Below are 15,949 nucleotides of genomic sequence, written 5' to 3'. Positions count from 1 at the left end.
CCGCTCGTCCGGCCCGCCCGTCCCGCTCGTCCGGCCCGCCCGTCCCGCTCGTCCGGCCCGTCCGGCCCGCTCGTCCGGGCCGCTCCACCGGGCCACTCGTTCGGCCCACTCGGACGGCCCACTCGGATGGGCAGCCGTCCGAGGCTGCCCATCCGCCCGTTGGGGTGGGGTCAGTGGAGGATTGAGTACAGGGCTGAGGTGAGGGAGGCGTGAGCGTCGTCTTGGTCGATGGACCACATCATCGAGCCGCCCAGCCCTTTGAGGCGGATGTACGCCGCCTTCTGCAGCAGCACCGCCGGATCGTCGTACGACCAGAACTCGTTCCCGTCATACAGCCACAGCGTCCCGGTCCGCAGGTCCCGGTAACGCTTGCCGGGCTTGGTGACCAGGTCCTTGTAGTCCTCGGTCCCGGGCCCCCACTTCCCGGCGGCGGGGCCGGTGGCCGGCTTGTAGAGGCCGTCGCCGCCGCCGGTGACCCCCGTCCAGCCCTGGCCGTACGCGGGTACGCCGACCACGATCTTGCGGCCCGGCGCCCCGCGGGACAGGTAGTCGCGTACGGTCTGGTCCACGCTGTACCGCACCGGGTTCGGATCCCGCCGATCGGTGAGGAGGTTGCCGTTGTGCCCGGTCTGCGCCTCCCACGTCCCGTGCAGGTCATACCCCTGGACGGTGGCGAAGTCGAGCGCCCTGAACACCCGCCGCACCTCGAACCCGGCGTCGATCTTGGCGGCCGCGGCCGGCAGGAAGGCCGTGAGCTGCGCGCCTGAGGAGAAGGCGGTGAGCTGCGCCCGCAGTTCCTCCGCGAACAGCGTGAAGTTCCGCCTGTCCTCCGGCCGCACGACGTTCCCCTCGGCGCCGGAGGAGCCCGGCCACTCCCAGTCCAGGTCGATCCCGTCGAACACCCCGGCCCCGGTGCCCGCGGGGAGGTCCGGCAGGTTGCCGCGCAGCCACAGGTCGATGCACGAGCGGGCCAGCGCGGCGCGGGACTCGGCGGTGAGGACCGCGTCGGAGAAGTACTTGGAACCGGTCCAGCCGCCCAGCGAGATCATCACCTTGAGCCCCGGGTGCTTGGCCTTGAGCTTGCGGAGCTGGTTGAGGTTGCCGTTCAGGGCCTGGCCGGGCGCGTCGGCCACGCCGTCCACGCTCTGCTCCGCGGGCACGGGCCGCTGCCAGTCCGCCCACGGGTCGGCCGAGTAGCAGGCGCCTTCGGCGTTCACGAACCCGAACGCGTAGTTCAGGTGCGTGAGCTTGGCCGCGGCGCCCGTGGTGTCCACGTCCTTGACGTGGTAGTTGCGCCCGTAGACGCCCCACTGGATGAAGTACGCGACCCGTTTGAAACCGGTGCGGGCCTCGGCCGGCGCGGAGATCGCCGTACAGCCGAGTAAGAGGGAGAGTGCGAGGAGGATCGTCTTCTTCACGGGGCGACTCCCGGGGGGTGCACTTATAGGAAACTTTCCTAAAAGTAGGGCGACGGCCCGCCGCCGTCAACGATCCGCGCCACCTCCTCGGGGCTCGAGATCACCGCCCACGCGTACGCCGGGTTCGCGAACAGGCCGAGGACCAGGTCCGCGACGTCCTGCCTGCTCGTGGCCGCCAGCAGCAGGGTCACGACGTGCGCGGCCGGCGGCCGCAGGAAGGCGTTGGTCCAGTCGGTGACCGGCGCCGCCGCCTCCCACATCCGCTCCGCCGTGGCGCGGCCGAAGGCGGCGTCGTACGGGCCGCCCGCCGCGATGGCGTCGGCCGCGATCCAGGCGCAGGCCGAACCCAGGTTCGCGCCCTGGCCGGTCAGCGGGTCGTTGGTGATCCAGGCGTCGCCGACGGCCAGCGCGATCCGCCCGCCGGGCAGCTCGGCCACCGCCTCGCGAACGACCGGCGTGATCGCCCCCTGCAGCAGGTCGTCCTCACCCAGCAGCTCGAAGCCCCCGTCCACCCGCTCGGCCAGTCGCGGCGCGTGCTCGGCGAGCAGCCCGGCCAGCTCCCCGGCGACCTCGGCCGCGGGCAGGTGCGAGAGCGGCTCCAGCGGCCCGCCGGGAACCGCCTCGACCAGCACGCTGGAGACCACGCCGTGCCTGGTCATCATCGGCATGCGGAGGATCTCCCCGCACCCGGGCGAGACGTTGTAGCTGAACATGGGGCCGAGGTCGAGACCGCCGTACAACCCGGCCGTCAGGACGCGCTGCGGCCGGTCGAACGGCGAGCGCGCCGGGTCGCGCGGGAACAGCTCCGCCACCGAGCGCCGCCCGGCCGTCACCACCATCAGCTCGTGCTCCCGGGACCAGCGGTCCACCCGCGCCGCGTCCGGCGGCGCGCCGGTGACGACGACCTCGCCGCCCCGGCCGGTGAAGTCGTCCAGGTACGCGGGCAGCAGCAGCCGGAAGTCGGCCGCGTGGAACGGCTCGGAGATCCTGGCCAGGAACTCCAGCGGCGGATCCCCCTTGATCGAGAGCCTGGCGGATCCCATCAGGCACGCGGGATCCCGGTAGTGCTCGCTGCCCAGCTCCCGCTCCCGGGCCAGGGTGTGCCCCATCCTGCCCACCGTGTTGGGCAGCCGCCCCGAGCGCAGGGAACCGGCGTCCTGCTCGCTGTAGAGCGTGGCCTCGACGCCGAGCTGCTGCAGGCGCAGAGCGAGGGTCAGCCCCGAGATTCCCGCGCCCACGATGCCGATGCCCGCCATGTGCAGCAGCGAACCTCTCGGGGGTTGCAGTTCGATAGCACCCTCGAACAACGGGCAAACTGAAGGGGTGCCATCCACCCTGCCTGACGGCGATCCCGCGCCCACCTCGGGCGAGCTGCCCGACAGTGCCCTGACGGGCCTCGGCGAGCGTCCGTTCGGCTTCTACGTGCACGTGCCGTTCTGCGTGACCCGCTGCGGCTACTGCGACTTCAACACCTACACCGCCGCCGAGCTGGGCCCCGGCGCCTCGCACCGGGACTACGCGGACACGGTCGTCGAGGAGATCCGCCTCGCCCGCCGCGTCCTGGGCCCGGCCGAGCTGCCGGTGGAGACGGTGTTCTTCGGCGGTGGTACGCCCACGCTGCTCCCCCCGGAAGACCTGGCCAGGATCCTGGCCGCGATCGACTCGGAGTTCGGGCTGAGCGCGGGGGCCGAGGTGACCACGGAGGCCAACCCCGAGTCCGTCGACCCGGCCTACCTCGACAAGCTCCGCCAGGGCGGCTTCAACCGGATCAGCTTCGGCATGCAGAGCGCGGCCGAGCACGTGCTCCAGGTGCTCGACCGCCGGCACACTCCCGGCAGGGCGGCGGCGGCCGTCAAGGAGGCCAGGCAGGCCGGGTTCGAGCACGTCAACCTCGACCTGATCTACAGCACGCCCGGCGAGTCCGACGACGACTGGCGGGCCTCGCTGGCCGCCGCGATCGAGGCCGGGCCCGACCACGTGTCGGCGTACTCGCTGATCGTCGAGGAGGGCACCAGGCTGGCGGCCAGGATCCGGCGCGGCGAGCTGCCCATGCCCGATGACGACGTGGCCGCCGACCGCTACCTGATCGCCGACGAGCTGCTGTCCCAGGCCGGGTTCGACTGGTACGAGGTGTCCAACTGGGCCACGTCCGACCGGGCCCGCTGCCGCCACAACCTGCTCTACTGGACCGGCGGCGACTGGTGGGCCGCCGGGCCCGGCGCCCACAGCCACGTCGGCGGCACCCGCTGGTGGAACGTCAAGCACCCGGCCGCCTACGCCCAGCGGCTGGCCGCGGGCACGTCGCCCGCCCACGCGCGCGAGGTGCTCGGCGACGACGACCGGGCGGCCGAGCGGCTGATGCTGGAGCTGCGGCTTTCGTCCGGCTACCCGCTGGCCGAGGTGTCCCCGGGCGCGCGCCCGGCCGTGGCGAGCGCGCTGGCGCGCGGCCTGCTGGAGCCCGGGCCGTTCAGGTCGGGCCTCATGGTGCTCACGCTCCAGGGGCGGCTGCTGGCCGACGCGCTGATCAGGGATCTGCTGGTCTAGGTGATCAGGCGGACGGCGAACGGGTAGCGGTACGGCTCGCCCTTGTTGGTGGCCATGGCGGCCTGGATGTGGAAGATCAGGGACAGGATCCAGACGACCGGCAGCAGGAGCAGGCCGATGAAGATGATCGTCAGGATGCCCGAGATGACGTAGCCGATGAACATCGTGATCTGGAAGTTGAGCGCCTCCGCCGCCTGGTCCCTGACGTAGGGGGACTCGTCCTTCTTCATCAGGTAGATGATCAGCGGGCCGACCCAGGAGACCAGCAGGCCGAGCAGGTGCGAGAGCATCGCCATGGTGGTGTCGTCGGTGCCCGGGCGGGGGCCGAACCTGCCGGGGACGTACGGCTCGCCGGGCGCGCCATACCCATAGCCGTAGCCGGGCGGCTGCGGCGCGGAGCCGTAGCCGGGCGGGGGAGGACCGTAACCCTGGGACTGCTGGCCATGGCCGGGCTGGCCGTAGCCCGGTTGTCCATAGCCGGGCTGGCCGTGACCGGGCTGGCCGTAGCCGGGTTGCCCGTACGCCGGTTGGCCGTAGCCGGCCTGGGATCCTGGCTGCCGGCCGTACCCCGGCTGGCCGTAATGGGGCTCGGAGCCGGGCTGCTGTCCGTAAACGCCGGGCTGTGACCCGGGCTGCTGGGGGCCGGAGCCCTGACCGGGCGGGATGCTCGACGGGGGGACGAAGCGGGTGGCGTCGTCGTCCGGCGGCGGCGGTTGCGGCGGGTCCTGGCTCATGATGCCTCCGTAACGAAGTCGATCAGTTCCTCGACCCGGCCGAGCAGTTCCGGCTCCAGGTCTGTGTACGTGGAGACGGCCCCGAGGATCCGCCGCCACGCCTCCGCGGGCTCCATGCGCCAGCCCAGGGCGGCGATGACGCCCTCTTTCCACGGCACCCCGCGCGGCACCGCGGGCCAGGCGGGAATGCGCAGCACGGACGGCTTGACCGCCTGCCAGATGTCGATGTACGGATGCCCCACGACGAGCACGTCCGGCGAGGTGATCTCGGCGGCGATCCTGCTCTCCTTGGAGCCGGGCACGAGGTGGTCCACCAGCACCCCCAGCCGGCGCTCCGGCTCCGGGCCGAACTCCGCCACGATGGCCGGCAGATGGTCCACGCCCTCCAGGTATTCGACCACGACCCCCTCGACCCGCAGGTCATGGCCCCAGATCTTCTCCACCAGGGCGGCGTCGTGCACGCCCTCCACGTAGATGCGACTCTCCCGGGCGACCCTCGCCCGCAGCCCCTCCACGGCGATCGAGCCCGACGCGCTGCGCCTGGGCCCCGCCGGGGCCGCCGACGGGCGTACCAGCGTCACGGGCTTGCCCTCCAGCAGGAACGCGGCGGGCGCGAGCGGGAACAGCCGGCGCTTGCCGAACCGGTCTTCGAGCGTGACGGCCTCCTTGTCACAGGCCACCACCGCGCCGCAGAAGCCGCTGTCGGCGTCCTCCACGACGAGGTCCAGCTCGGCCGCCACTTTCGGGATCTTGCCCTTGCCCGGCCGCCGCCAATTCCCCGCCAGCACATCGCCCTCGTACACACGGGGACCGTAGCAAATCACCCGTCGACCGCAAGGCGCTTGCGCGCGCCGCTGCGGCGGACCAGCACGATGATGGTGCCGGCGATGGCGATGAGCAGTCCGGCTCCGGGGATCAGGATGAGCGCCATCACCCCGCCGGCGATGCCGCCCGCGGCCGCGGTCAGCTCGCGGCCCACGCCGTACCGCACGTCGGCCTGCTCCTGGGTGGTGCAGGACAGCTGGTAGTCGCCCCTGGTGGGCGCGTTGATCACGAGGATCTGCTCCCACTTGACGGACCCGGCCGTGACCGTCTGCGTGCCCGTGGTCTTGGCGAGCCTGGCTCCGTTGGTGATCTGGCACTCGTAGTGGACGGCGGTGTCGCTGGAGAGGTAGATGGCGGGTTTGTTGGCCGGGTCGATCGGCACCGTCACGGTTTCGCCGGACGCGAACGTCCTGGTGGGGGCTATGTTGCTGACGCTGCTGACGATGCCCGTGGTGAACAGGACGGCGCCTGCGATGGTGCAGACCACGGCGATGCCCCAGACGAGCCCGATCCACCAAAGTCGCGGTTTGATGGCTTTCGAGTCGATTCGTGCGGGGAATTGGGGTTGCTGGCCGTACTGTCCGTACTGAGGAGGTGGGCCGTATTGGGGCGGCGGGCCGTACTGCGGCGGAGGCCCGTACTGCGGCGGCGGCCCGTACTGGGGCGGTGGCTGGCCGTAGCCGGGCTGCGACCCGGGCTGAGGGCCGTAGCCGGGCTGGGACCCGGGCTGAGGGCCATAGCCGGGCTGGGGCCCGGGCTGGGGCCCGTAACCCGGCTGGGAGCCGGGCTGGGGCCCGTACGGCGGAGGCGGGGAGTTGTCGCTCATGTCGGCAAGTGTGGTACTTGCCCCTTGTAAGAAGCTAGGAGCCTGGTTGCGACCTTGTGTTATCGCACCTTGTGGATGAGAGCCGTACACTTGGCACTCAGGAACGCAGAGTGCTAGATGGTTGCGTTCCCTGGATGTCAGAGGCAGGAGGTGAGCACGTGCTCGACGATCGGAAGCTGGCGGTGCTCCGCGCCATTGTCGAAGACTACGTGTCCACCAACGAACCGGTGGGCTCCAAGGCGCTCGCCGAGCGCCACAACCTGAAAGTCTCCCCGGCGACGGTCAGGAACGACATGGCCGCGCTGGAGGAGGAGGGCTACATCACCCAACCCCACACCAGCGCCGGCCGCGTGCCGACCGACAAGGGCTATCGGCTGTTCGTCGACCGGCTCTCGCAGGTCAAGCCCCTGTCCGGGGCCGAGCGCAGGGCCATCGAGACGTTCCTGGCCGGTGCGGTCGACCTCGACGACGTGGTCACCCGCACGGTCCGGCTGCTCGCGCAGCTGACCAGGCAGGTGGCGGTGGTGCAATACCCGACGCTGACGCGTTCGACGGTCAGGCACGTCGAGCTGGTGCCGCTGAACGACCGGCGGGTCATGCTCGTGCTGATCACCAACACCGGCCGCGTCGAGCAGCGCGTCATCGAGCTGCCCGAGGTGGTGGAGGACACCCGCATCGCCCACCTGCGCGCCGTCCTCAACGCCTGCCTCGACGGCTGCGGCCTGAGCAACGTGCCCGAGCTGGTCGCCGACCTGCCCGAGCGGCTCCCTCTCGAAGACCGCCCGGTGGTGGCGACGATCCTGTCGGTGCTGCTGGAGACGCTGGTCGAGCGGCACGACGAGAAGATCGTGTTCGCCGGCGCGGCCAACCTCGCGGGCGCCGACTTCTCGATCGGCCTGCGCGACGTGCTCGAGGCGCTGGAGGAGCAGGTCGTGCTCATGAGGCTGCTCGGCGAGACATCCGCAGACACACCGTCCGCGCTCACCGTGCGCATCGGCTCCGAAAACCCCTATCTGCGGGGGACATCCATAGTCGCGACCGGATACGGTTCAGGCGACAACCAACTGGCCCGGCTCGGGGTGTTGGGGCCCACGAGGATGGACTACCCAGTGACGATGGGAGCCGTGCGCGCGGTGGCACGCTACGTCAGCCAGATCCTGGCTGCATCATAAGAGGTCGATAAGTGGCAAACAGCGACTATTACGCCACCCTCGGGGTGCGCCGTGACGCCAGTCAGGACGAGATCAAGAAGGCTTACCGCCGACTTGCCCGCGAGCTGCATCCCGACGTGAACCCCGATCCTGAGACCCAGGAGCGGTTCAAGGAGATCACGCAGGCCTACGAGGTGCTCTCCGACCCGAACAAGCGCCAGATGTACGACCTGGGTGGCGACCCCTTCGGCGGCGCCGGAGCAGGCGCGGGCGCGGGCGCCGGTGGCTTCGGAGCGGGCTTCCCCTTCAGCGACATCATGGACGCGTTCTTCGGCACCGCGGCCGGCGCCAGGGGGCCGCGCTCGCGTGCCCGCAGGGGACGCAACGCCACCATCCGGGTCGAGCTCGACCTGCGCGAGACGGCGTTCGGCACCACGCGTGAGCTGGTCGTCGACACGGCCGTGCTCTGCGAGGTCTGCCACGGGGCCGGCACGGCGCCCGGCACCCACCCCGACACCTGCGACATGTGCAACGGGCGCGGCGAGATCTCCCAGGTCACCCGCTCGTTCCTGGGCCAGGTCATGACCTCACGGCCGTGCCCGCAGTGCGGCGGTTTCGGCACCATCATCCGCCACCCCTGCCAGGAGTGCTCCGGCGACGGGCGGGTGCGCACTCGCCGTACGATCAAGGTCCGCATCCCCGCGGGCGTCGAGGACGGCACCCACATCCAGCTCGCCGGAGAGGGTGAGGTCGGCCCCGGCGGCGGCCCGCCCGGAGACCTGTTCCTCGAGATCGTCGAGCGTGCCCACGAGATCTTCGAGCGGCGTGGCGACGACCTCCACTGCACCGTGCAGATCCCGATGACGGCCGCCGCGCTCGGCACCGTGCTGGCGGTCGAGACGCTCGACGGCTCGGAGGAGGTCGATGTCCGCCCCGGCACGCAGTCGGGCCAGGTCATCACCATGTTCGGGCGGGGCGTGCAGCGGCTCAACGAGACCGGCCGCGGCGACCTGCTGATCCACGTCAACGTCGAGACCCCGACCCGCCTCGAGCCCGCGCAGGAGGAGCTGCTGCGCGAGCTGGCCAAGCAGCGGGGCGAGGAGCGGCCGCCGGGCAAGTTCGCCCCCGGCCAGCAGGGCTTCTTCTCGCGGCTGCGCGACGCCTTCAACGGCAGGTGACGTGACCGTCCCGGTGTTCCTGTCGCAGGAGCTGGACGGCCCCGAGCTGACGCTCGGCGGCCCGGAGGGGCGCCACGCGGCCTCCGTGCGGCGCCTGCGGGCCGGTGAGCGGATCGATCTGACGGACGGCGCCGGCGCGGTCGCCGAGTGCGTCGTACGCGAGGTCCTCAAGGACGCGCTGAGGCTCGACGTGCTGCGCCGCTACGAGGTCGAGCCGCCGCGGCCGCGGCTGGTCGTCGTCCAGGGGCTGCCCAAGGGCGACCGGGGCGAGCTGGCCGTCGAGATGATGACCGAGGCGGGCGTGGACGTCATCGTGCCCTGGGCCGCCTCGCGCAGCATCACCCAGTGGAAGGGCGACAAGGTCGCCAAGGGGCTGCACAAGTGGCGCTCGACGGCTCGTGAGGCGGGCAAGCAGGCCCGCAGGTTCCACCTTCCCGAGGTGACGGAGCCCGCCACCACCGCGCAGGTCGACAAACTGCTGGCCGGCGCGGCGCTGGGGCTGGTGCTGCACGAGGAGGCGGCCGAGCCGCTGTCCGGCGTGGCGCTGCCCGCGTCGGGCGACATCGTGGTGGTCGTGGGGCCAGAAGGGGGCGTCTCGGACGACGAACTGGCCGGGTTCCGGGCGGCAGGGGCGGTGTCCGTGCTGCTGGGGCCCACGGTGCTGCGTACGTCCACGGCAGGGGTGGCGGCGGCCTCGGTGCTGCTCACGCGTACCGGACGCTGGTAGAGCCTTTCAGGGCGTCGTGTGAGAGGCGTCCACCAACGGGCTGGTCACGCTGGTCGGACTGTCGGTGATGTCGTCGGGCGGGCACTCGTCGGCCGGGCACGTCGTGGGCTGCAGGGTCTCCTCCACCGATGACGACGGCGTCGGGGTCGGCGAGACCGTGGGGCAGTCGGACGGCGGCTCGGCCTGCTCGGCCAGGGGCGACGGGCACTCGGTCGTCGTGGGAGTGGGGGTCGGCGAGGGCCTGGTGGTCGATTCGGCCCTCTTCGTGGGCCGGGGCGTCGGGCTCTTGGAGGGGATCTCGGGGATCCCCACCGGGTGCTGGTCGTGGCTGGTCGGCTGCCTGGACGGCGGCTCCTGGGAGCGGGTGGTGGAGGAGTTGGACGGCACCTTGGAGGTCGTCTCGCTGTCCACCCACTTGGCGGGCTGGTCGATGATCTGCGAGCGCAGGCTGGGAACGGCCATCACGATCGTCCCCGCCACCAGGAGGGCGCTGGCGGCGGCCGCGCCCGCTCGCCACCAGAACAGATTGCGGACGCCGCGCCGCTCGATGCGGGTGCGGATGATCTCCAGTCCGTCCGGCGAGGGCACGACCGCGTCCGCCTCCGCGCGGAGCGCACGGCGCAGGAGATCTCCGTGCTCGTCGGGGGGCTGGGTCATGACATTTTCTCCAGAACGGATCGCAAGGCGGCCATGCCACGTGCGGTGTGGCTCTTGACCGCGCCCTTGCTGATGCCCATCGCGTGGGCTATCTCAGCTTCGGACAGATCACCGTAGTACCGCAGAACCAGTGCTTCTCTCTGTCGGGTCGGCAGGGCCCGTAACGCCTCGATGACGGCGGAGCGTTCCAGCTCGCCGATCGCGCCGTTCTCGGCGCTCGGGGCGTCCGGCAGACCCTTGGGAGCGTACTTCTCGACGACCGCGCGGTGACGCAGCACGGAACGGGACCGGTTGACGACGGATTGACGGAGGTAGGCCAGTGCCTTGTCGGGGTCGCGCAGCCTGCGCCAGGCGCCATGAATGGCGACGAACGCATCCTGCACGACTTCCTCGGCTGTTGCTATGTCTCGCACCAGCAACACGGCAAGACGCACCAACGACCGAAAATGCGCGCTATAGAGCGCGGTCACGGCCATGTCGGCATCCCACCCGACCGGCACCGCCCCCATCGACCTGTCGGCCAGAAGGGTTTCGGTGGTCACATCAGTGGGACGCGCGGCCTTCCCAGAGGGTTTACGCTCTTCCGGTTCTTGAGGTTTCCCCGGTTCCTTAGGGTGCATTACCCAGTCGTGTCCTCGCCAGGTGGCGCTCGCCCGACCCTGAATCGTCTCTTTTTTTGCTGAAGTGTCGCACACTTACCCTAACCGTGTGGATCTTCCTGCGCACGACACAGCTGATTACCGATTCGCAACGGGTTCCGTACGTCGGGGGTCTCGATAGGGTGGCCGGGTGAGCGATTGCCTCTTCTGTCAAATCGTCGCCAAGGAGATTCCCGCCGAGATCGTTTACGAAACCGGCAGGACGCTGGCGTTCCGCGACGTCAACCCGCAGGCCCCGACCCACGTGCTGGTCATCCCGAAGCAACACCACCGCGACGCCGCGGAGCTCGCCAAGGCCGACGACGGGCTGGCCGACGACGTGCTCAAGACCGCCCACGCCGTGGCCGTGCAGGAGGGCGTGGCCGACGGCGGCTACCGCGTGGTGTTCAACACCGGGCCCGGCGCCGGGCAGACGGTTTTCCACGTGCACGCCCACGTCCTGGGCGGGCGCGGCCTCACCTGGCCCCCCGGCTGATATTGGGGAGAGCAATCGGCCTGGTCCCGGATACCATGGGCTCAGACGAACAACGCAAGAGACCTGGAGGCATCAGGCCGCTGGCCTGCCCATGTCCGAACTACACGAATCCCGACGTACGGCACCTCCCTCGCGCACTCAAGCCAAGGTGCTGATTCCGGACGAATACCCGATGGTCAGCCTCCTGGGCTCCCGCGACGAGCTGCTACGCGTCATCGAGGGTGCCTTCAGGGCCGACATCCACGTACGGGGTAACGAGATCACCGTCACCGGCAGCCCCGACGAGAGCGGCACCGTGGTGCGGCTCTTCGAAGAGCTGGTCGAGGTCCTGCGCAGCGGCGGCGAGCTCACCCCCGACGCGGTCGAGCGGAGCATCGCCATGCTCCGCATGACCTCCGACCGTCCCGCCGAGGTGCTGTCGCTCGACATCCTCTCCTCGCGCGGGCGCACCATCAGGCCGAAGACGGTCAACCAGAAGCGCTACGTCGACGCGATCGACAAGCACACGGTCGTGTTCGGCATCGGCCCCGCCGGCACCGGCAAGACCTATCTGGCGATGGCCAAGGCCGTGCGGGCGCTGCAGGAGAAGCGGGTCAACCGGATCATCCTGACCCGCCCGGCCGTCGAGGCCGGCGAGCGGCTGGGCTTCCTGCCCGGCACCCTGTACGAGAAGATCGACCCCTACCTGCGGCCGCTCTACGACGCCCTGCACGACATGGTCGACCCCGATTCGATCCCCAAGCTGATGGCCGCGGGCACGATCGAGGTCGCGCCGCTGGCGTACATGCGCGGTCGCACGCTCAACGACGCGTTCATCATCCTCGACGAGGCGCAAAACTCCTCGGCCGAGCAGATGAAGATGTTCCTCACCCGGCTCGGGTTCAACTCCAAGATCGTGGTGACCGGTGACGTGACGCAGGTCGACCTGCCCGCCGGCACGGTGAGCGGGCTGCGGGTCGTCCAGGAGATCCTCGACGGCATCCCCGACATCCACTTCGCGCGCCTGTCCAGCGCCGACGTGGTCCGTCACAAGCTGGTGAGCGAGATCGTGGACGCGTACGGGCGTTACGACGCCACGCAGGCCGCGCAGGAGCCCAAGAGCATCCAGCACCGGGGGAAGCGGCGACCATGAGCATCGAGATCAACAACGAGTCCGGCGTAGAGGTCGACGAGGAGAAGCTCTCCGCCCTGGCCGCTCACGTGCTCGGCGAGATGGGCATCAACCCGCTCGCCGAGCTGTCCATCGTGGTGGTCGACGAGGACGCCATGGCCGAGCTCCACGAGAAGTGGATGGGCGAGCCGGGCCCGACCGACGTGCTGGCGTTCCCGATGGACGAGCTGCGCCCCGGCGGCGGAGCGCGCGGCGACTCCGAGAGCCCGGCCGACCCGGCGCTCCTCGGCGACGTCGTGCTCTGCCCGCACGTGGCAGCCCGGCAGGCCAAGGAGGCGGGCCACAGCGCGGCCGACGAGCTGGAGCTGCTGTGCACCCACGGCATCCTCCACCTGCTCGGCTACGACCACGCCGAGCCTGAGGAGCACAAGGAGATGTTCGGCCTGCAGGCCCGGCTCCTGGAGTCGTGGCAGGAGGTGCGCAACCCGCGGTGAACGCCTGGTTGCTGTCGGCCATCGCGCTCGTGATCATCGGTGGCCTGATCGCCAGCGCGGAGACGGCACTGACGCGCATCTCAAGGGTGCGCACAGAGGAATACGTGCGCGAGGGCCGGCGGGGCGCGATGCGCCTGCAGGCCATCGTCAACGACCCGCCCCGCTACCTCAATCTGCTCCTGCTGCTCAGGCTGAGCTGCGAGCTGGTGGCCACGGTCATCGCGACCCTGCTGTTCATCGACCTCATGCACGACCAGGGCTGGGCGTACGTCTGGGCCGCGGTCGTGATGATCGTGGTCAGCTACGTCGTGGTCGGTGTCATGCCGCGTACGCTGGGCCGCCAGCACGCCGAACCGGTCGCGCTGGCCAGCGCCCCCATCGTCTACGGCCTGACCCGCATCTTCGGCCCGCTGCCCAAGCTGCTCATCCTGCTCGGCAACGCCCTGACCCCCGGCAAGGGGTTCCGCGACGGGCCGTTCACCTCGGAGGCCGAGCTGCGCGAGCTGGTCGACCTGGCCGAGGAGCGCCGGGTGATCGAGCCGGACGAGCGCGAGATGATCCACTCGGTCTTCGAGCTGGGTGACACGCTGGTGCGCGAGGTCATGGTGCCGCGCACCGACATGGTCCACATCGAACGCGGCAAGTCGATCAGCCAGGCCCTGTCGCTGGCGCTGCGCAGCGGGTTCTCCCGCATCCCCGTCGTGGGCGAGAACGAGGACGACGTCATCGGCATCGCCTACCTCAAGGACATCGCCCGCAAGATCCACGAGTCCGGCGAGGGCGGGGGTGAGGACACGGTCGAGTCGATCATGCGGACGGCCGCGTACGTGCCCGAGAGCAAGCCCATCGACCAGCTCATGCGGGAGATGCAGGCGCGCCAGATCCACATCGCCATCGTCATCGACGAGTACGGCGGCACCGCCGGGTTGGTCACGATCGAGGACGTGCTGGAGGAGATCGTCGGCGAGATCACCGACGAGTACGACCAGGAGGCGCCCCGCGTCGAGCCCATGTCCGACGGCGGGATGCGGGTGACGGCCCGGATGCCGGTCGACGAGCTGGGCGAGCTGTTCGACACGGAGATCGAGGTCGACGACGTGGAGACCGTGGGCGGGCTGCTCGCCCACGCTCTGGGCCGGGTGCCCATCGCCGGGTCGCAGGCCGAGGTGGCCGGGCTCATGCTCACCGCCGAGAGCCTGGCGGGCCGCCGCAACCGCATCAGCACGGTGGTGGTCCGCCGCGTCAAGCCCCCGGAGGACGACACCGAACCGGTCGGCGCCGAGGACTGACCTGTCTCAGGGGCGGGTCCGGACGAAGGCGACGAAGGTCGCAAGCGTTCTACAAGTCTTCTGCAAGCCGGTCCGGGCACTCTCTAACCACGACATCCAGTGCGGTGGGTGTCAGAGGGGAAAGCATCCGAACGCCGGGTGGGGTTCGCGGCGAGAGGATGTCCCTGGGGGGAACGACGGTGTCCCGGCCGGCTGCCCAGCCGGCTGGGACGCAGGTCGGCGTAAAGGGTGTTCTCGTCCGGAAAACCGGGTGGGGGCACCCTTTTTGCGCATTGGTGGAAGCTCCGGTGGATTGCCGCATTCGTCGGTTGGGGAGGCTGCGATCCAGGGGGAATCATGAAACGCGAGATCATCGCCTGTGCCCTGCTGGCCGGCGTTCTGGGGGGTTGCGTCAGCGGGGGGACGGAGAGCGCTCTCGACGCGCAGGCCACCGCGCACCTGCGCGAGGTGCTCAGCAAGGAGCCGCCGTTGCCCGACGGCTTCACGGCCCGGCCCGAGCAGGCGTGGCGGATGCCGTTCGCGCAGGCCGACAGCAACTGCAAGGCCGTGCTCGAGCCCGTCGGGGGGCTGGCGCCGCGGCAGGCGCTGACGGCCGAGGCGGCGGTCAGCTACCGCGGTGACGGGCTGGGGGAGCAGGCCGGGGTGGGGCTGGCCCGGTACGCGGACGGGGAGGCCGAGGAGCACCTCGACGCGCTGGCCGAGGCCCTGGAGTCGTGCCGGGAGGTACGTACGTCCTCCGGCACCGACCTGCGCTCGCAGGAGCTCCCGGTCGAGAACGCGGCCGACGAGACCGTGGGCGCGCGGCTGAGCGGGCGCCTGAACGGCTACCCGTACGCGATGGACGTCGTGCTGTCGCGGGTGGGCGACACGCTGGTCTCGGTCGTGCACACGGGCATGAACGACGTGGACGCGGCCCGTACCAGCGAGGTGGTCGACGCGGTCATCTCCATGACCGGGACCCACTGACCGGAAGCCTGCTGTCAGGCCTGGTCGAGGCCGCGGGGGCCATCCGCTTGGCGGATTTCTCGTAGCCTTGTTCCCGTGACACTCGATCCTGAAGACAGCAAGATCATCACTCTGGCCCGGGCGGCCCGAGCGCGTAACGAGTCCGCGGAAGGGGCCGCCGTACGCGACGAGACCGGCCGTACGTACTCGGCGACCAACGTGGCGCTGGACGCGCTCGCGCTGTCGGCGGTGCAGGTGGCCGTGGCCATGGCGGTCTCCAGCGGCGCGCGGTCCCTGGAGGCCGTGGCGCTGGTGAGCGAGGGCGCGCCGAGCGCCGCCGACGAGGCCGTGGCCGCGGAGCTGGGCGTCAAGGCGCTGCTCGTGGCCGGTCCCGACGGAAAGCTGCGGGGCTGATCATGCCGATGTCGCCATTTTTGGCGAAATTGCGGGAAAAGGTTGGCACCGATCTGCTCATGCTGCCATCGGCGGCGGGCTTCGTGTTCGACGACGCGGGCAGGCTCCTGGTGGCCCGCCACGGCGACGTCGGCCTCTGGGCCGCGCCGGGCGGCGGCATCGACCCTGACGAGCGGCCTGAGGACGCCATCGTCAGGGAGTTGCACGAGGAGCTCGGCATCGACATCGAGGTACGCGGCCTGGTCGGCGTGTTCGGCGGCCCCGAGTTCCGCACCGTCTACCCGAACGGCCATCAGGTCGGCTACGTCATCGCCGCCTACGCCTGCGTGATCGCCCCGGGCTCCGCCGGGCCGGAGCCGGACGGCGTCGAGATCACCGACTACCGATGGGTGACCGAGCAGGAGTTCTCGGAGCTGCCGACGACGCCCTGGACCCCGATCGCGGCGCCCCAGGCGTTCGCCTGGTGGCGTGCGCATGCCCATTGATAGGCCACAATGCAGAA

Annotated in this window: 18 protein-coding genes; 11 read left to right on the top strand and 7 right to left on the bottom strand. The window is 70.5% G+C overall.

Annotation, left to right across the window (positions count from 1 at the left end; translation table 11 throughout):
* Nucleotides 1-170: 170 nt before the first annotated feature.
* Both ACWDX9_RS07710 and ACWDX9_RS07705 read right to left on the bottom strand, forming a co-directional pair.
* Nucleotides 171-1,418, bottom strand: coding sequence for a glycoside hydrolase family 18 protein (locus ACWDX9_RS07710; RefSeq protein WP_449950236.1), 1,248 nt, complete (start codon nt 1,416-1,418; stop codon nt 171-173).
* 38 nt (nt 1,419-1,456) lie between these two features.
* Nucleotides 1,457-2,674 (bottom strand): styrene monooxygenase/indole monooxygenase family protein, encoded by a 1,218-nt coding sequence (locus tag ACWDX9_RS07705; RefSeq protein WP_449950233.1) that lies wholly within the window; start codon nt 2,672-2,674, stop codon nt 1,457-1,459.
* Nucleotides 2,675-2,741: 67 nt separating this feature from the next.
* On the opposite strand from ACWDX9_RS07705, the gene hemW reads away from it, so the two are divergent.
* Nucleotides 2,742-3,962: a radical SAM family heme chaperone HemW gene (hemW, locus tag ACWDX9_RS07700; protein ID WP_449950231.1), complete on the top strand. Its 1,221-nt coding sequence runs from the start codon at nt 2,742-2,744 to the stop codon at nt 3,960-3,962.
* Here hemW and ACWDX9_RS07695 read toward each other — a convergent pair.
* The 3 genes from ACWDX9_RS07695 to ACWDX9_RS07685 are packed head-to-tail and all read right to left on the bottom strand — an operon-like array spanning nt 3,959 to nt 6,347.
* Nucleotides 3,959-4,696, bottom strand: a complete 738-nt coding sequence (locus ACWDX9_RS07695; protein WP_449950228.1) for a DUF4870 domain-containing protein — start codon at nt 4,694-4,696, stop codon at nt 3,959-3,961. The two genes, hemW and ACWDX9_RS07695, sit on opposite strands and share 4 nt — an antisense overlap.
* Entirely contained in the window at nt 4,693-5,499 is an 807-nt protein-coding gene (locus ACWDX9_RS07690; RefSeq protein ID WP_364240040.1) for a DUF3097 domain-containing protein, read from the bottom strand. The genes ACWDX9_RS07695 and ACWDX9_RS07690 overlap by 4 nt, the downstream gene beginning before the upstream one ends.
* Before the next feature lie 17 nt (nt 5,500-5,516).
* On the bottom strand, nt 5,517-6,347 hold the full coding sequence (locus tag ACWDX9_RS07685; protein ID WP_449950224.1) for a hypothetical protein: 831 nt from the start codon (nt 6,345-6,347) through the stop codon (nt 5,517-5,519).
* 158 nt (nt 6,348-6,505) lie between these two features.
* Between ACWDX9_RS07685 and hrcA the strand changes: the two genes are divergently transcribed.
* From hrcA to ACWDX9_RS07670, 3 genes are read left to right on the top strand one after another with little or no spacing between them, the layout of a single operon-like run.
* Complete coding sequence (gene hrcA, locus ACWDX9_RS07680) at nt 6,506-7,519, top strand: heat-inducible transcriptional repressor HrcA (protein WP_350724927.1); 1,014 nt, start codon at nt 6,506-6,508, stop codon at nt 7,517-7,519.
* An 11-nt stretch (nt 7,520-7,530) separates the two neighbouring features.
* Nucleotides 7,531-8,676 (top strand): molecular chaperone DnaJ, encoded by a 1,146-nt coding sequence (gene dnaJ, locus ACWDX9_RS07675; protein ID WP_449950221.1) that lies wholly within the window; start codon nt 7,531-7,533, stop codon nt 8,674-8,676.
* Nucleotide 8,677: 1 nt separating this feature from the next.
* Entirely contained in the window at nt 8,678-9,403 is a 726-nt protein-coding gene (locus ACWDX9_RS07670) for a 16S rRNA (uracil(1498)-N(3))-methyltransferase (RefSeq protein WP_355201842.1), read from the top strand.
* Nucleotides 9,404-9,409: 6 nt separating this feature from the next.
* Here the strand turns inward: ACWDX9_RS07670 and ACWDX9_RS07665 are convergent, their stop codons facing one another.
* Entirely contained in the window at nt 9,410-10,060 is a 651-nt protein-coding gene (locus ACWDX9_RS07665; protein WP_449950219.1) for a hypothetical protein, read from the bottom strand.
* Nucleotides 10,057-10,569, bottom strand: a complete 513-nt coding sequence (locus ACWDX9_RS07660; protein WP_080047132.1) for a SigE family RNA polymerase sigma factor — start codon at nt 10,567-10,569, stop codon at nt 10,057-10,059. The genes ACWDX9_RS07665 and ACWDX9_RS07660 overlap by 4 nt, the downstream gene beginning before the upstream one ends.
* A gap of 280 nt (nt 10,570-10,849) precedes the next feature.
* Here ACWDX9_RS07660 and ACWDX9_RS07655 point away from each other — a divergent pair, with 280 nt between their 5' ends.
* The 7 genes from ACWDX9_RS07655 to ACWDX9_RS07625 all read left to right on the top strand — a co-directional run bounded on the left by ACWDX9_RS07655 (nt 10,850) and on the right by ACWDX9_RS07625 (nt 15,932).
* On the top strand, nt 10,850-11,194 hold the full coding sequence (locus tag ACWDX9_RS07655; protein WP_350724934.1) for a histidine triad nucleotide-binding protein: 345 nt from the start codon (nt 10,850-10,852) through the stop codon (nt 11,192-11,194).
* 91 nt (nt 11,195-11,285) lie between these two features.
* Nucleotides 11,286-12,326 (top strand): PhoH family protein, encoded by a 1,041-nt coding sequence (locus ACWDX9_RS07650; RefSeq protein ID WP_185071921.1) that lies wholly within the window; start codon nt 11,286-11,288, stop codon nt 12,324-12,326.
* Entirely contained in the window at nt 12,323-12,799 is a 477-nt protein-coding gene (gene ybeY, locus ACWDX9_RS07645) for an rRNA maturation RNase YbeY (RefSeq protein WP_397367031.1), read from the top strand. Before ACWDX9_RS07650 ends, ybeY begins: the two co-directional genes overlap by 4 nt.
* Complete coding sequence (locus tag ACWDX9_RS07640) at nt 12,796-14,088, top strand: hemolysin family protein (protein ID WP_449950213.1); 1,293 nt, start codon at nt 12,796-12,798, stop codon at nt 14,086-14,088. Before ybeY ends, ACWDX9_RS07640 begins: the two co-directional genes overlap by 4 nt.
* Nucleotides 14,089-14,424: 336 nt before the next feature.
* The gene (locus ACWDX9_RS07635; RefSeq protein WP_449950210.1) at nt 14,425-15,054 is read left to right on the top strand and encodes a hypothetical protein; all 630 of its coding nucleotides are present in this window, start codon (nt 14,425-14,427) and stop codon (nt 15,052-15,054) included.
* Between the two features lie 75 nt (nt 15,055-15,129).
* Complete coding sequence (locus ACWDX9_RS07630; protein WP_357734000.1) at nt 15,130-15,447, top strand: cytidine/deoxycytidylate deaminase family protein; 318 nt, start codon at nt 15,130-15,132, stop codon at nt 15,445-15,447.
* Between the two features lie 59 nt (nt 15,448-15,506).
* A complete protein-coding gene (locus tag ACWDX9_RS07625; protein WP_449950207.1) occupies nt 15,507-15,932 on the top strand; it encodes an NUDIX domain-containing protein in 426 nt (141 codons plus the stop codon).
* Nucleotides 15,933-15,949: the final 17 nt, after the last annotated feature.

This window comes from Nonomuraea sp. NPDC003201, assembly GCF_053590415.1.
Note: the sequence above shows the minus strand (reverse complement) of the source record. Positions and strands in the feature narration are given on the sequence as shown.

Excerpts from the sequence above, each read along its gene's own strand:
- ACWDX9_RS07660 (WP_080047132.1), bottom strand. The coding sequence starts at position 10,569 with ATGGGGGCGGTGCCGGTCGGGTGGGATGCCGACATGGCCGTGACCGCG.
- ACWDX9_RS07665 (WP_449950219.1), bottom strand. The coding sequence starts at position 10,060 with ATGACCCAGCCCCCCGACGAGCACGGAGATCTCCTGCGCCGTGCGCTC.
- ACWDX9_RS07625 (WP_449950207.1), top strand. The coding sequence starts at position 15,507 with ATGCTGCCATCGGCGGCGGGCTTCGTGTTCGACGACGCGGGCAGGCTC.
- ACWDX9_RS07695 (WP_449950228.1), bottom strand. The coding sequence starts at position 4,696 with ATGAGCCAGGACCCGCCGCAACCGCCGCCGCCGGACGACGACGCCACC.
- ACWDX9_RS07635 (WP_449950210.1), top strand. The coding sequence starts at position 14,425 with ATGAAACGCGAGATCATCGCCTGTGCCCTGCTGGCCGGCGTTCTGGGG.
- ACWDX9_RS07705 (WP_449950233.1), bottom strand. The coding sequence starts at position 2,674 with ATGGCGGGCATCGGCATCGTGGGCGCGGGAATCTCGGGGCTGACCCTC.
- ACWDX9_RS07685 (WP_449950224.1), bottom strand. The coding sequence starts at position 6,347 with ATGAGCGACAACTCCCCGCCTCCGCCGTACGGGCCCCAGCCCGGCTCC.
- ACWDX9_RS07650 (WP_185071921.1), top strand. The coding sequence starts at position 11,286 with ATGTCCGAACTACACGAATCCCGACGTACGGCACCTCCCTCGCGCACT.
- ybeY (WP_397367031.1), top strand. The coding sequence starts at position 12,323 with ATGAGCATCGAGATCAACAACGAGTCCGGCGTAGAGGTCGACGAGGAG.